The organism is Amycolatopsis sp. QT-25 (assembly GCF_029369745.1).
Taxonomy (GTDB): Bacteria; Actinomycetota; Actinomycetes; order Mycobacteriales; family Pseudonocardiaceae; genus Amycolatopsis.
Genome location: NZ_CP120210.1, coordinates 545,473 through 559,812 on the forward strand (window position 1 = coordinate 545,473; position 14,340 = coordinate 559,812).

Sequence of the window (14,340 nt, forward strand, 5' to 3'; positions counted from 1 at the left end):
GCGACGTGAAGCAGGTAGTGCAGAACTACAAGAGCGGGGAGCTGGCACTCCTCGACGTCGAAGTGCCCGCGTGCAAACCGGGGGGTGTGCTGGTCCGCACCGCCTACTCGCTGATCTCCACCGGCACCGAGATGATGAAGGTGTCCGAGGCGAGCCTTTCCCTGGTGGGCAAGGCGAAGGCGCGGCCGGACCAGGTCGCGAAGGTGATGCAGAGCGTCGCGACGAACGGCCTGGGCGCGACCTACCGCAAGGCGATGAACAAACTCGACTCGTACACGCCGCTCGGATACTCCCTGTGCGGCGTGGTCGAGGAGGTCGGCGCGGGCATCGACGACGTCACCGTCGGGGATCTCGTGGCGTGCGCGGGGAACGAACACGCGCTGCACGCGGAACTGAACTGGGTGCCCAAGAACCTGTACTCCAAGGTGCCCGACGGCGTCGACCCGCGGCACGCCGCGTTCGGCACCGTCGGCGCGATCGCGATGCAGGGCGTCCGCCAGGGCGAGCCGCAGATCGGTGACATCGCGCTGGTCATCGGCCTCGGCTTGATCGGTCAGCTGGTCGTGCAGCTGCTGGTCGCCTCCGGGGTCCGCGTGGTCGGCGTCGACCCGGATCCGACGCGGTGCGCGCTCGCCGAACAGCTCGGCGCGCTCAACTGCGGTCACCCCGGCTCCGGTGTCGTCGACACCGCGGTCGCGGAGATCAGCTCCGGGCACGGCGTCGACCAGGTGTACCTCGCCGCGGGCGGCAGCACGAACGAGCCGGTGGAGCTGGCCGCGAAGCTGAGCCGCGACCGCGGCCGGGTCGTCGACATCGGCAAATGCTCGCTGAACCTGCCGTGGAACGCCTACTACGAAAAGGAACTCGATGTCCGATTCTCCCGCTCGTACGGCCCCGGCCGCTACGACCCGGAGTACGAACTCGAGGGCCGCGACTACCCGATCGGCCAGGTCCGCTGGACCGAGCGCCGCAACCTGGAATGCGTCGTCGACCTGATGGGCCGCGGCCGTCTCGACGTCGAGCCGCTGATCTCGCACGTTTCGGACTTCTCCGACGCCGTCGAGACGTACCGGAGGCTGAACGAGGGCGAGCTCAAGGCCGTCGCCGTGCTGTTCGAGTACGACAAGCGTCCGGCGGCCGCGGCCGGGCAGGCCGTCACCGCGGTTTCCGTGCCGAAGCCCTCGGCGGTCCGCGCGGCACCGAAGCCCGGTGGCGTGCGGATCGGGTTCGTCGGCGCGGGCAACTACGCGTCCTCCATGCTCCTGCCGCATCTCGCGGAGATGGAGAAGGTCGACCTCGCCGAGGTCGTCACCACCTCGGCGCTCTCGGGCGCGAACGCCAAGCGCAAGTTCGGGTTCGGCCGCGCCACCACCGATCTCGACGCGTTGCTCGAAGACTCCTCGATCGACGCCGTGTTCATCGTGACCCGGCACAGCTCGCACGCCGAGCTGACCCGGCGCGCGCTGCTCGCGGGCAAGGCCGTCTTCGTCGAGAAGCCGCTCGCATTGTCCGAAAAGGAACTGGAGATCGTGCTCGGCGCGATCGAGGAGTCCGGCAACGACCGGCTGCAGGTCGGTTTCAACCGCCGGTTCGCCCCGCTGCTCAACGAATCGGTGCTCCACTTCGGGCCGCGGATCGGTCCGGCTTCCGTGCGGTACCTGGTCAACGCCGGGCAGCTCGACGCGAACAGCTGGTACAACCAGGCCGACAGCGAGGGCTCGCGGTTCGCCGGCGAGGGCGGGCACTTCATCGACACGGTCGGCTGGCTGCTCGGCGCCGACCCGGTCTCGGTGTACGCCACCGCGACGCCGGGCCACCAGGACCTGCAGATCCTGCTGCGCTACCCGGACGGCTCGACCGCGTCGATCGCGTACACCACGAGCGGTGCGTCGTCGTTCCCCAAGGAGACGATCGACGTCACCACCGACGGCAAGGTGCTGAAGTTCGACGACTTCGCGCGCGCGTCGGTGTTCGGCCGCAAGAAGTGGGCCAGCTCCCGGATCCCCAAGGGCCGGGACAAGGGCCAGGCCGCCGAACTCGAAGCGTTCGTCACCGCGCTGACCACCGGGGTCGCGATGCCGGTGTCCGTCGACTCGCTCGTCGCGACGACACTGGCCACGCTCGCGGTCAACCGCAGCCTGGAGACCGGGGCGCCGGTGCGGATCGGACTCGGCTGATGGATCCCTCCTGGTACCTGCGAAGACTGTCGCGGATGGGGCCCGCCGAGATCGCGGGCCGCGTCACCGACGTCGTGCGCAAACGCCAGTGGCGCGCCGTCGCGAGCGAGCAGGCGGCTTGGCTGCCGCACCGGCGTTTCGCGTCGGTGCCCGGTGACGAGGTCCTCGCCGCCGTCTCCGGTGAGGCGGTGAAGGACCTGCTCGTCAAGGCGGACCGGCTGATGGACGGGCGTGCCGAGTACTTCGGCGTCGAGCGGGACGACCTCGTCGACCCGGACTGGTCGTACGACCCGAAGACCGGTCGCCGCGCACCGTCCGATGTGTACTCCTTCGACATCCCGTATCGGAGCGAGGAGACCGTCGGCGACATCAAGCAGATCTGGGAGCCGTCGCGGCACCAGCATCTCACCGTGCTGGCCGCCGCGTACGCCCTCACCGGCGAGGACAGGTACGCCGAACGTGTGGCCGCGCACCTGAAGTCCTGGTGGGCGGCCAACCCGCCGCTGCGCGGGGTGCACTGGGTCAGCGGGATCGAACTCGGCATCCGGCTGCTGTCGTGGGTGTGGGTCCGGCGGCTGCTCGACGGCTGGGCCCCGGCCCCGGCGCTGTTCGAGGACAACCCGGTGGCGCTCGGCCAGATCTGGCACCACCAGCGCTGGCTGGCCGCGTTCCCGAGCCGTGGTTCGTCGGCGAACAACCACGTGATCGCCGAGGACGCCGGACAGCTCGCCGCCGCCTGCGCGTTCGCCTGGTTCCCCGAATCCCCGCGGTGGCGGGACGCGGCGCTGGCGTCGCTGGACAGGATGCTGCGGCACAACACCTTCGAGTCCGGTCTCAACCGCGAGCTCGCCACCGAGTACCACGGGCTCGTCCTGGAGCTGGGGCTCGCCGGGACGTTGGAGGCGAAGGCCGCCGGTGTCGCGGTGCCCGAGTCGACCTGGCTCGTCCTGCGGCGGATGACCGACGCACTGGCGTCCATGGTGGACCATCGACTGCGGCCGCCGCGGCAGGGCGACGCCGACGACGGCTTCGGGCTGATCGTCGACGGCGACGGAACGAGCCGCTGGGCGTCGCTCATCGACACCGGTTCCGTCCTTTTCGGACGGTTGGCCTGGTGGCCGGAGACGCCGGGCGGTGATGTCCGCACGCCGTTCTTCTCCGCATTGGGCAAGGACATTCAGCTCCGATCGGAGCGTCCAGTGCGGCGGCGGGACGACTTCGCCGACGCCGGGATGACCGTCCTGCGCGACGGAAGGATCTGGTGCCGCTGCGACGGCGGGCCGCACGGCTTCCTGTCCATCGCGGCGCACGCGCACGCGGACGCGCTTTCGGTGGAGGTCCGGCACGACGGCGTCGACATCCTCGCCGATCCCGGAACCTACTGCTACCACGGCGAACCGAAGTGGCGGTCGTACTTCCGGTCCACGGCGGGACACAACACGCTCGAACTCTCCCGCGCCGACCAGTCCGTCTCGGGTGGTCCGTTCCTGTGGACGAAACACGCCGTGACCACCGTGATCGCGGCGGGAACGCCATCGCGCTGGAGCGCGGAACACGACGGCTACGCGCCGTCCGTCCACCGGCGTTCGGTGCGGCTGGAAGGCATGGACGGCACTGTGCTCAGGATCCTCGACGAGATTCGCGGTGGCGAGGCACGACACTGCCGTCTCGCGTTCCACTTCGGCCCGCTCGTCGAGGTCTCGCTTTCCGGCGCGACCGCGACCCTGTCCTGGACCGCCGACGGCGAGGCTCGGACGGCTTCGGTCGAGCTGCCGCCGGAACTGGACTGGTCGGCACATCGCGGCGAGACCACCCCGCCGATGGGCTGGTACTCGGCCGGGTTCGGCCGCCGCGAGCCGTCGTGGACCCTGCTCGGCAGCGGAACCGCCGCCGACGGAACCACGTTCACCAGCGTGCTCACCTTCGAAAAAGGCAACGAGGATCCCCCATTGTGATCGCACGACCGCACCGCCTCCGCCGGGCAGCGCTTCTGGTGCTGCTCGGCTCGCTGACGCTGACCGCCTGCACCACCCCGGCCGAAGAACCTGGACCGGATCCGGCCGAGGCGCCGCCCGGCGCGCTCGCGCAGGTGTGCGACAAGCTGCCGGAGGGGCCGGCGGAAGCACCGGCGGGGGCGGTGAAGATCGATCCGGCGGTGCCGGGCGACCTCGCGGCGAAGACGCGATCGAGCCCGGCGGGGACGACGTTCTGGCTGGCACCGGGGACGCACAAGCTCGGCGACGACCGCTACGACCAGGTCAACCCGAAGCCGGGGAACGTCTACGTGGGCGGCCCGAAGGCCGTCCTCGACGGCCGGAAGATCAACCAGTACGCCTTCGCGGGCGACGCCGCCGACGTCAAGATCCGGAATCTGACCGTGCAGGGCTTCGCCGCGCCGCACGACGAAGGTGTGGTCAACCACGATTCCGCCGACGGATGGATCATCGAGCACAGCGCCGTCCAGGACAACGACGGCGCGGCGCTGATGGCGGGCGCGCGGCAGCAGGTCCGGGGCAACTGCCTGCGGCGCAACGGCCAGTACGGGATGAACGCTTACGCGCGGGACAGCGGCATCACCGGCCTCGTCGTCGAGGGCAACGAGATCACCGGCAACAACACCGGCGACTGGGAAAGCAAAATCGAGGGCTGCGGCTGCTCCGGCGGGATCAAGTTCTGGGCGGTCGACGGGGCGGACATCGTCGGCAACAGGGTGCACGACAACCGCGGTGTCGGGCTGTGGGCCGACACGAACAACAACGACTTCCGCATCGCGGGCAACGTCGTCGAGAACAACGACGGCTCCGCGCTGATGTACGAGACCAGCTACAACGCCGTGATCAGCGGCAACACCTTCCGCCGCAACAACTGGGTGGACGGCAAGCGGTACATCGACCGCGGCGACAGCTTCCCGGTGGCGTCGATCTACGTGTCCGAATCCGGCGGCGAGCCGAGGGTGAAGGCGCGCACGGACAAACTGGAGATCTCCGGGAACACGTTCGAGAACAACTGGAACGGCGTCACCCTGTGGGAGAACTCCGACCGGTTCTGCAACAGCCCGGCCAACACCTCGTCCGGCTCCTGCACGCGGCTGGTGCCCGAGCAGGCGAACTGCGCGCTGCCCGGGATCGCGGGCGGGCCGCTGAACGGCGACTGCCGATGGAAGACCCAGCGCGTCGAGATCCACCACAACCGGTTCGTGCTCGACCCGGCCGTCGCCGGTTGCGAGGAAAGCTGCGCGCGGATGGCGATGCTCGCGAACTTCGGCACCTTCCCGGACTGGTCGCCGTACAAGGGTGAGGTCGTCCAGCACGCGATCACCTTCGCCCAGGGCAACCGGCACTACGACAACACCTACTCCGGACCGTGGAACTTCATCGCCTTCGAGCCGAGCCGGGTACTGGGTTTCGGTGAATGGCAAGGCGCGCCGTACCGGCAGGACCAGGGCAGCAAACTCACCCGTGCGGGAGGTGGCTGACATGCTCGATCCCGCGGTCCGGGCCGAACCGTCGATCCGCACGGGCATGCCCAAGGCGGTCGGCGTCGCCTGGACGCTGCTGATCATCAACACGCTGGGCTCGACCGGGGCGAAGACGCTCATCCCGTTGCCGCGTTCGGTCAGCCAGCTGATCACCATGGGGGCGCTGGGCGCCGCGTTCGTGATCGCGCTCGCCCTGAACGCCCGGCTGCGCATCCGGCCGAGCGCCTATCTCTTCCTGCTCACGCTGTTGCTGGTGCTGAGCGTGGTCTCCAGCCTGAACCTGGAGGGCGGGTTCGGCGCGCTGTTCCGCTGCTTCCGGTTCGCCCTCTTCCTCAGCACCCTGTGGCTGCTGACCCGCTGGTGGAACGGCGGTCTCGACCTCGTCCGCACGCATGTCCGCGCCTACGGCATGGTGCTGGTGACGGTGGTGATCGGGCTCGCGCTCGGCCCGGGCAACGCGCTGCCGTTCGAGTACGGCGGACGGCTCACCGGGACGCTGTGGCCGCTGACCCCGCCGCAGGTCGGCCAGTACGCGGCCGTCGTCATCGGGCTCACGACGTTGTTGTGGCTCGGGGGGAAACTGGAGCGGAAACACGCGCTGGTGGTCATCGTCCCGGCGTTCGGCATCCTGCTGCTGACCCACACCCGCACCGCGATGCTCGGCCTGGTGGCCGGCACCGTGGTGGCGCTGATGTCGCAGTGGATGTCCAGCGCCCGCGCGCGCAAGGTGTTCACCTGGCTCGTGTTCGGCGGCCTGTTCGCGGTGGTGGCCTTGGGCGGGTTGCTGCAAGCCTGGTTCCTGCGGGGGCAGTCCGAGGAGAACTTCTCCAGCCTCACCGGCCGCGCGAAGGTGTGGGACGCGCTGCTCGACGCGCCGCGTACGACGCTCGAATACCTGTTCGGCGTCGGGCTGACCGACAAGTCCTACGACGGTCTCCCGATCGACAGCAGCTGGCTCGCCGTCTACCACGAGCAGGGTTACGTCGGGATCGCGATCGTGGCCGCGTTCCTGCTCGTTCTGGTCGTGGTCGCGGTGCTGCGCCCGCCGTCCCCCGCCAGAGCGTGCGCGATCTTCCTGATCACGTACTGTCTTTCCGCCTCCTACACCGAGGCCGGCCTCGGCGACGCGTCGCCGTACCTGCTGCACCTGGCCCTGGCCGCGTCGCTGCTGGTGCGTGCGCCCGCCGAAGAACCCGAGTTCGTCACGGATGACAGGCGGAGCTGAAGATGTGCAGCGAAGTGGGACCACACGCGTGAACCCGACCGGCCGAAGGCTTCCGCTGTCGCGGTGGCAGGGTGCCATGCCCGCCACCGCGAGGTCGATGACCGGGCAGCGTCCTGCCGACGTCGATCGCGGCCACGGGTTCACCACAGACACGAAGGAGCCCGCGTGAAGGTTCTCGTGATCCACAATCGGTACCGATCCGAGCAGCCGAGCGGCGAGAACACCGTCGTCGACCAGGAGACCGCGTTGCTCGCCGAGGCCGGGCACGACGTCGGCCTGTTCGAGCGGCGCAGCGACGACATCGCGGAGATGTCGCTGCCGCGCAAGGCCGTCGTCCCACTGCAGGTGCCGTGGAACCGGGCCGTGCGCGCGGAACTGGCGCGGCGCCTCGCCGACGACCGGCCGGACGTCGTCCACATCCACAACACGTTCCCGCTGCTGTCGCCGTCGGTACTGGCCGCCTGCGCCGACGCGGGGGTCCCGGCGGTCGCCACCGTGCACAACTACACGCTGATCTGCCCGCCCGGCACGCTGTACCGCGAGGGCTACATCTGCACCGATTGCGTGGGCCGCAAGCCGGTCCCGGCGGTGCGGCACGGGTGCTACCGCGGTTCGGGGCTGGCCACCGTGCCGATGGCGGCGAGCATGATGCTGAATCGAAACCGCTGGTGGAACGGGGTTTCGCGGTTCTTCTGCATCTCGAAGGCGCAGCGCGAGATCCTCATTGCCGCCGGGATGCCCGCCGAGCGGCTCGCGGTGAAGTACAACTACGTCACCGATCCGGGCAAGACGCGCCAGGGGGCGGGGGAGCACCTGCTGTTCCTCGGCCGCATCACCGCGGAAAAGGGCGTCGGTCTGCTGATGAAGGCGTGGGACCAGCTCGCCGCCGCGGGCGGTTCGCTGCCGCCGCTGGTGATCGCCGGCACCGGCCCGATGCAGGACGAGGTCGCGCGCTGGGCACACGGCCGTGACGACGTCCGCTACGTCGGGCTTCAATCCAAAGAGGAGTGTCAAGACCTGATCGTCCGCTCGAACGCCGTCATCGCCCCGTCGGAATGGCTGGAGGCGTTCGGCCTGGTCGTGGTCGAGGCGATGGCCGCCGGTGTCCCGACGGTCGCCGCCGCCCACGGCGCCTTCCGCGAGTTGGTGGAAGAGGGCGTCACCGGCCTGCTGCACGAACCAGGGAACGCCGGCTCGCTCGCGGCGCGGCTGCGGGAGATCGTCGGCGACGCCGAACGGAACCAGGAAATGGGCTGGGCGGCACGGCTGGTGTACGAACAGGAGTTCACCCCGAAGGTCGGCCTCGACCGGCTCGTCGGTGGCTACCAGGCAGCGATCGACGCGTGATCGGCGGTCCGCCCGCGTTCCCGCCGCGGGCGCGGATCCCGCTCTGGGCGCTGGGCGCCTTCGGCTTCGTCGTCGCTCTCGTCCTCGGCCTCCGCTACGCCGGGACTTCCCACACCGCCGGCCTCGACGCCCTGGTGTTGCCGGTGGTCGACCGGGTCCAAGGCCCGCTCTGGTACCTGGCGACCGCCATCGACTTCGCGGGCGAACCGGTGGGCGCGATCGTGGTGATGGCGCTGTTCGGCTGGGTGTGCGTGCGGCACCGGCGGCCGCGGACAGCGCTCCTGCTGGTGGCCGCCTCCGGGGTGACGGTCGCGCTGACCACCGGCCTGAAACCCCTGACCGGCAGGCTGATCCACGGCGAGTTCCTCTCCTACCCCAGCGGTCACACGGCTTTCGCGGTCACCGTGGCGACCGTCGTCGCGCTGCTGGTGATCGACGTGCGGGGTCTCGGAGCCGTCGGGGCGGCCTGGGTGCTGGTGGGGTCGGTCGCGTTCTCGGGGCTCGCGATGGGATGGGCGGAGGTGGCGCTGGGGGCGCACTATCCGACGGACACCTTCGGGGGGTTCGGGGTCGCTGTCGCGGTGGTGCCCGTGGTGGCGTGGGCGGTGGACCGGCTCACGCGGCGGGCTTGAGCACGACGTCCGGCCGCGGGCGGGCTTGTGCCGTCCGGAACGGCGTGCAGCTCGCGCTGGACCTCGTCCGGCTCGGTGCGCAGGCGGGACGGCGGCGTCTGCAACACGACGATCCCCGCGGCGGCGTACCGGGCGTTGCGGGCGACGGTGGCGCGATGGCCGTCGAGATCCGCGTGGTGGCGAAGCGAATCGATCTCCCAAGCGAAAGCGACCTCGTCGCACCAGAAGTCGGGCGTGGCGATGTAGGTGCCGTTCGCGTCGAAAATCGGGACGTTCCAGTGGCCCGGCGGGAGACCGGATCTTCGCCAAAGACGCCCTGCGTCGGCTTCGGCGACGGATCTCGCCCCGGCCAGGAGCGGGGCGAGGGCCTTCCTGGGCAGGGCCGTTCCGTTCCGGCCTGCTTGGTCGAGTTCGCGGGTGAGCAGGTCGGTGGTGCAGAAGCGGCGTTGGACGGACTCGGCCATCATCGCCTGGATCTCGTCTTCGTCGGTGAGCCTGCGGGCGGCGTCGATGACGGCTCGGGGGACGGGTGCCACGGGGAGATCTCCTCGGAGATGAGGGCGGGGTAGTCGTGTGGTGCGCTCGACGTGGACGAAGCCGACGTCGGCCACACCTCGATATGCAGGGATGAGCACGTGGACGTCCTCCTGCCGTGGAACCCGTTCCAAGCCATGGCGGCGGAGCGCCCACGTGCCGGTGAGTACCGCGTCTTGCCTGGCATGGAGTAACCCGGCGCGGACACGGTGCTCGTCTGTCGGCGTACCGCTGCTCAGTAATACGATGCCGGGCAGCAGTTTTCGCCAAGGGCCGCCTGCCGCACATCGACGGGAGATGGTCCGGCGCGGCACACCGATCTGTTCGAGATCGGCCGCGCGGATCACTTCCGGGTGGCCCGGAGCGGTGAGCAGAGCGTTCGTTGGCCAGTTTCCTCGTCGCACTGGATCATGGTGCGACGGAGTACCGACAATTTTCGCTCTTCGGCCGCATGAAAGTACCTTTCACGAAAAAGAGGGCCAACGATGTAGGAATTGGGACACTCAACGTCCCGATTCCTACATCGTCGCGACACTCTTCCCCTTCGCGCTCGCGTCACACGAAAGGTCCGGTCACGTCGACCTTCCCACCCGGGCAACTCAAGCCGCTCAAACAACTCAAGCCGCGAAAGGTCCGCTCAGCACCCGCCATCCCCAAAAGAACTACAAGCATCCTGCGAGTAAGGAGCCCCCTGCCACCCCGAAACCCCCACGGTCCGCGAAGTGTCCTGAACGACGAACCGCCACTCACCGGAGTAAGCGTTGTCGTACCACCGATTTTCCTGCCGGAAGGTCACCGCCTCCGAAACGGAGGTTCCCCGATAAGGCGACCAGTCCGGATAGGTCCCGTAGTTCGCCAAAAGAGCCATCCGCCCGCAAAGGTCCGAGCACGCGGAGCCGTGAGAGAACTTGTTGCCGTGGATGGAAACCCGCTGCGTCTTCCACCGGCAGTCGTCGTACAACGGAGCAGAAGCGATCCCGGGCGAAGAACACGAAGAGACCGAAGGGACGAGCAATGTGCACGACCCGGAGGACGTGTTCGCCGGGCTGTTGCAGAAGCGGTCCGCGTTCTCCCACAGGGTGATTCCGGCCCAGTTGTCCTGGAAGACGTTGTCGACGATCTCCACCGAAGAAGTCCGGGCGCGAACGCGTGGCTCACCGCCGGACTCGGAGATGTAGATCGTCCCGATCGGGAAGTTGTCGCCGCGCGCGGCGAAGGCGTGACCCTGCACGAGGGTGTTGCGCCGGAAGGTGTTCCCGCGGACCACGGCGTTGTAGGAGATCTCGTAGAACAACGCCTCCGCCTCGTTGTCCTCGATCAGGTTGTCCTCGATCAGGAAGTCGTTGTTGTTCGTGTCCGCCCACAGGCCGGCGCCGTGGTTGTGGTGGACCCAGTTGCCGCGGATGTCGGCGCCGTTCACGGCCCAGAATTTCGCGCCGCCGGTGCACCCGCAGCCGGGTTCCTTCGTCTCCCAGTCGTCGGTGTTGTTGCCGGTGATCTCGTTGCCCTCGACGAGCAGTCCGGTGATCCCGTCGCCCGCCCGGTAGGCGTTGATGCCGTACTGCCCGTTGTTCCGCAGGCAGTTCCGCAGCACCTTCTGACCGGGCCCCGCCATCATCGCGGCGCCTCCGTTGTCCTCGATGGTGTTGCCTTCGATGGTCCAGCGTTCGCCGGAGTCGTGGTTGACCACGCCCTGATCCCGCGGCGCCGCGAAACCGCGGATCGTGAGGCCGCGGAGGACGACGTCGCGCGCCTGTTGGGTGAACGCGTAGCGGTTGACGCCACCTCCGTCCAGGACGGCGCCGGGCGCGCCGAGGTAGGCGTTGCCGTCCTTCGGGATGACCTGGCCGAATTCGTCCGAGCCCAGGGTGTGCTTGCCTTCGGTGAGCCAGAACGTCGTACCGGCCGGGAGTTCGCGCGTCTTCGCGGAAAGATCGGTTCCCGGGGAGACGACCACGGCGTCGGCCGGCTTCCCCGGGCTCACCGGTCCCGCGGCGCAGGCCGCGACAGGAGCCGCCGAAGCCGTGACGACTCCTGTCGCGATGAGCAGCAGAACAATCAGGAACGCGGGCACAACGGCAACGGTAAGCCAGTATGGACGGTCCCGGACGGACACTTACAGGTGAAACTTCAGCAGGTCGTCGCCTCCCCGAAACCGCTGCAAACGTCCTGCCCGTAGGGCTCGGCCCGCCATTGTGCCGCGGTCAGCTTCCGTGACGTGTCGTGGGCGACGAACGTCCAGGGCCCGTAGTACTGGTTGTCGTACCACCGGTTGTCCTGCCGGAAGGTGATCGACTCCGAGATCACGGCACCCCGATACGGCGACCAGGCCGGGAAGGTCCCGTAGTTCGAGAGCACCGCCATCCGCCCACAGAGGCCGAGACAGCCTTCCAACGACGAATCGATCTCGAACGTGTTCTCGTGCACCGAAACGCGCTGGGTCTTCCAGCGGCAGTCGCCGTACAGCGGTTCGGTCTTGATGCCCGGATCGGAGCAGGCGGACGTCGGCGACACCAACGGCGTACAGGACAGCGTCGACGTGTTGGCCGGGCTGTTGCAGAACCGGTCGGCGTTCTCCCACAACGTGATCCCCGACCAGTTGTCGGAGAACATGTTGCCCCGGATGTCGATCCGGCTGGTCCGGGCGGGCAGTCTGGGCTCGCCGCCGGATTCGCTGAGGTACACCGCCGCGACCGGGAAGTTGTCTCCCTTGGCGGCCCGGTTCCGGCCTTGCACCAGCGCGTTCCGGTTGAAGGTGTTCCCGATCAGCTCCAGGTTGTAGGAGATCTCGTAGAACAGCCCCTCGGACGCGTTGTCCTCGATCAGGTTCTCCTGGATGAGGAAGTCGTTGTTGTTCGTGTCGGCCCAAAGCCCGACACCGTGGTTGTGGTGGACCCAGTTGCCGACGACGTCGGCCCCGTTCACGGCCCAGAACTTCGCACCACCGCTGCAACCGCAGCCGGGTATCCTGGTCTCCCAATCATCGGTGTTGTTCCCGGTGATCTCGTTGCCCTCGATCACCAGATCGGTCAGCCCGCCACCGAAACGGTAGGCGTTGATCCCGTACTGGCCGTTGTCGCGCAGGCAGTTCCCGATCACCCGCTGGCCGGCCCCGGTCATCATCCCGGCCCCGTCGTTGTCCTCGATGACGTTGCCTTCGATGGTCCAGCGTTCGCCGGAGTCGTGGTTGACCACGCCCTGGTCCCGTTCGGCGACGAAACCGCGGATGGTCAGCCCGCGGATCACCACGTCCTTGGCCGGCGTGGTGAAGGCCGCGCGGTTGATCCCGCGTCCGTCGAGCACGGCGCCGGGTGCGCCGAGGTAGACGTTGCCGTCCTTGGGCATCACCTGGCCGAACTGGTCGGAACTGAGCGTATGCGTGCCCGGCGCCAGCCAGAACGTGCTCCCCGGCGGGCTGAACCGGGTCCGGTCGGTCAGATCGGTGCCCGGTTCGACGATCTGGGCGCCCGCCGGGGCGGAGGGGACGCCGACGGTCGTGCCGCACACCCCTCGAGCCGGCTCTTCGGTTGCCTCCGCTGTGGTTTCAACGGCGACCAGGAGCAGTAACACCGACAACGCCACGCGAAGCGTGCGCGAGCCGGCCGAGCGAGCTGCGATCCTTGAACTCATACCCTTCTCCGAAAAACCGGCTTCACCGGACGGCCACCCAGCCACGGCGCCGGATCATCCGCGTCGAGCGCTTTGCGGTACACGAGGCAGGCCTGCGAGACCACTTCGACCGTCCGGTCGATGTCTTCTTCGGACAACGCGCTGCTGACCACGAACGACGGCCCGAGGACCCCGCCGGTGACCAGTTGCCGCAGGAACAACGTTCGGTAGTCCTGCGACGGTTTCTTCCCGGCGTCGAGCGTGCCGAAGACGAGGTTGCTCGCCCGGCCGCGCACGACGACGTGTTCCCCGACCCCTGCCGAGGCCGCGACTTCGCGGACTCCGGCGGCGAGCCGGTCGCCGAGCGAGTGCAGCCGCGCGGCGATGCCTTCTTCGGTGTAGGTCTCCATGACCGCGATGGCGGCGGCCAGTGAATGCGTTTCGGCGCCGTGCGTGGTGGACAGCAGGAAGACGCGCTCCTCGGCGGTGCGCAGTCCGCCGAGTTCCATCAGTTCGCGTTTACCCGCCAGCGCCGAGACGGCGAACCCGTTCCCGAGTGCCTTGCCGAACGTCGAAAGGTCCGGCGTGACCCCGTAGAGACCCTGCGCTCCCGCCTCCGACCAGCGAAAGCCGGTGATCATCTCGTCGAAGACGAGGACGCAGCCGTACCGGTCGGCGAGTTCCCGCAGGCCGACGAGGTACCCGGCGGGCGGTTCGAGTTGCGTGGACGCCTCGAGGATCAGGCAGGCGACCTGGCCCGCGTTCTCCCGCAGCAGCCGCTCGGTCGCCGGGAGGTCGCCGTAGGGGAACGACACCGTCAGGTCGGTGATCCCCGCCGGGATGCCCGACGACATCGGGGTGGTGCCGATGAACCAGTCGTCGATGGAGAAGAACGCGTGGTCGCGGCAGATCGCCACCAACGGCCTGCCGGTGGCCGCCCTGGCGAGTTTGACCGCGGCCGTGGTGGCGTCCGAGCCGTTCTTCGCGAACTTGACCATCTCCGCGGTGGGTACGGTTTCGAGGAACTTCGTCGCCGCGCGTTCCTCCACGATGGATGGACGGGCGAAGTTGGCGCCCCGGTCGATCTCCCGGTGGGCCGCTTCGCTGACCCGCGGGTGCACGTGCCCGAGGCTGACCGCGCGCAGGCCCGAGCCGTACTCGATGTAGGAGTTCCCGTCGACGTCCCAGACGTGCGCGCCGAGCCCGTGCGAAATGACCGGCGCCAGGTTCTCCGGGTACTGGTCGTCCCCCTTGGCGTAGGTGTGCGCGCCGCCGGGGATCATCGCGTGGAGGCGTTCGTTGGCCCGCATGGATCGGGGAAGACGACGGGTCATGATC

At 68.7% G+C, this 14,340-nt stretch carries 10 protein-coding genes; 6 read left to right on the forward strand and 4 right to left on the reverse strand.

Annotated features, from left to right (window positions below; translation table 11 throughout):
• Nucleotides 1-5 precede the first annotated feature (5 nt).
• The 6 genes from P3102_RS02725 to P3102_RS02750 all read left to right on the forward strand — a co-directional run bounded on the left by P3102_RS02725 (nt 6) and on the right by P3102_RS02750 (nt 8,859).
• Nucleotides 6-2,177 (forward strand): bi-domain-containing oxidoreductase, encoded by a 2,172-nt coding sequence (locus P3102_RS02725; RefSeq protein WP_276366254.1) that lies wholly within the window; start codon nt 6-8, stop codon nt 2,175-2,177.
• Entirely contained in the window at nt 2,177-4,132 is a 1,956-nt protein-coding gene (locus P3102_RS02730; RefSeq protein WP_276366256.1) for an alginate lyase family protein, read from the forward strand. Before P3102_RS02725 ends, P3102_RS02730 begins: the two co-directional genes overlap by 1 nt.
• Nucleotides 4,129-5,652 (forward strand): right-handed parallel beta-helix repeat-containing protein, encoded by a 1,524-nt coding sequence (locus tag P3102_RS02735; protein ID WP_276366257.1) that lies wholly within the window; start codon nt 4,129-4,131, stop codon nt 5,650-5,652. The genes P3102_RS02730 and P3102_RS02735 overlap by 4 nt, the downstream gene beginning before the upstream one ends.
• 1 nt (nt 5,653) lies before the next feature.
• Entirely contained in the window at nt 5,654-6,880 is a 1,227-nt protein-coding gene (locus tag P3102_RS02740; protein ID WP_276366259.1) for an O-antigen ligase domain-containing protein, read from the forward strand.
• A gap of 165 nt (nt 6,881-7,045) precedes the next feature.
• A complete protein-coding gene (locus P3102_RS02745) occupies nt 7,046-8,227 on the forward strand; it encodes a glycosyltransferase family 4 protein (protein ID WP_276366260.1) in 1,182 nt (393 codons plus the stop codon).
• On the forward strand, nt 8,224-8,859 hold the full coding sequence (locus tag P3102_RS02750) for a phosphatase PAP2 family protein (RefSeq protein WP_276366262.1): 636 nt from the start codon (nt 8,224-8,226) through the stop codon (nt 8,857-8,859). The genes P3102_RS02745 and P3102_RS02750 overlap by 4 nt, the downstream gene beginning before the upstream one ends.
• On the opposite strand, the gene P3102_RS02755 is transcribed toward P3102_RS02750, so the two are convergent.
• The 4 genes from P3102_RS02755 to P3102_RS02770 all read right to left on the reverse strand — a co-directional run bounded on the left by P3102_RS02755 (nt 8,766) and on the right by P3102_RS02770 (nt 14,336).
• Complete coding sequence (locus P3102_RS02755) at nt 8,766-9,395, reverse strand: hypothetical protein (protein ID WP_276366264.1); 630 nt, start codon at nt 9,393-9,395, stop codon at nt 8,766-8,768. The genes P3102_RS02750 and P3102_RS02755 overlap by 94 nt on opposite strands.
• A 635-nt stretch (nt 9,396-10,030) precedes the next feature.
• Nucleotides 10,031-11,467: a right-handed parallel beta-helix repeat-containing protein gene (locus P3102_RS02760; protein ID WP_276366266.1), complete on the reverse strand. Its 1,437-nt coding sequence runs from the start codon at nt 11,465-11,467 to the stop codon at nt 10,031-10,033.
• Nucleotides 11,468-11,523: 56 nt separating this feature from the next.
• On the reverse strand, nt 11,524-13,023 hold the full coding sequence (locus P3102_RS02765; RefSeq protein ID WP_276366267.1) for a right-handed parallel beta-helix repeat-containing protein: 1,500 nt from the start codon (nt 13,021-13,023) through the stop codon (nt 11,524-11,526).
• Nucleotides 13,020-14,336: a glutamate-1-semialdehyde 2,1-aminomutase gene (locus P3102_RS02770; RefSeq protein ID WP_276366269.1), complete on the reverse strand. Its 1,317-nt coding sequence runs from the start codon at nt 14,334-14,336 to the stop codon at nt 13,020-13,022. The genes P3102_RS02765 and P3102_RS02770 overlap by 4 nt, the downstream gene beginning before the upstream one ends.
• Between the last annotated feature and the right edge of the window lie 4 nt (nt 14,337-14,340).

What these genes read in the sequence shown, in the direction of transcription:
- P3102_RS02730 (WP_276366256.1), top strand. Translation starts at nt 2,177, where the DNA reads ATGGATCCCTCCTGGTACCTGCGAAGACTGTCGCGGATGGGGCCCGCC.
- P3102_RS02740 (WP_276366259.1), top strand. Translation starts at nt 5,654, where the DNA reads ATGCTCGATCCCGCGGTCCGGGCCGAACCGTCGATCCGCACGGGCATG.
- P3102_RS02765 (WP_276366267.1), bottom strand. Translation starts at nt 13,023, where the DNA reads ATGAGTTCAAGGATCGCAGCTCGCTCGGCCGGCTCGCGCACGCTTCGC.
- P3102_RS02770 (WP_276366269.1), bottom strand. Translation starts at nt 14,336, where the DNA reads ATGACCCGTCGTCTTCCCCGATCCATGCGGGCCAACGAACGCCTCCAC.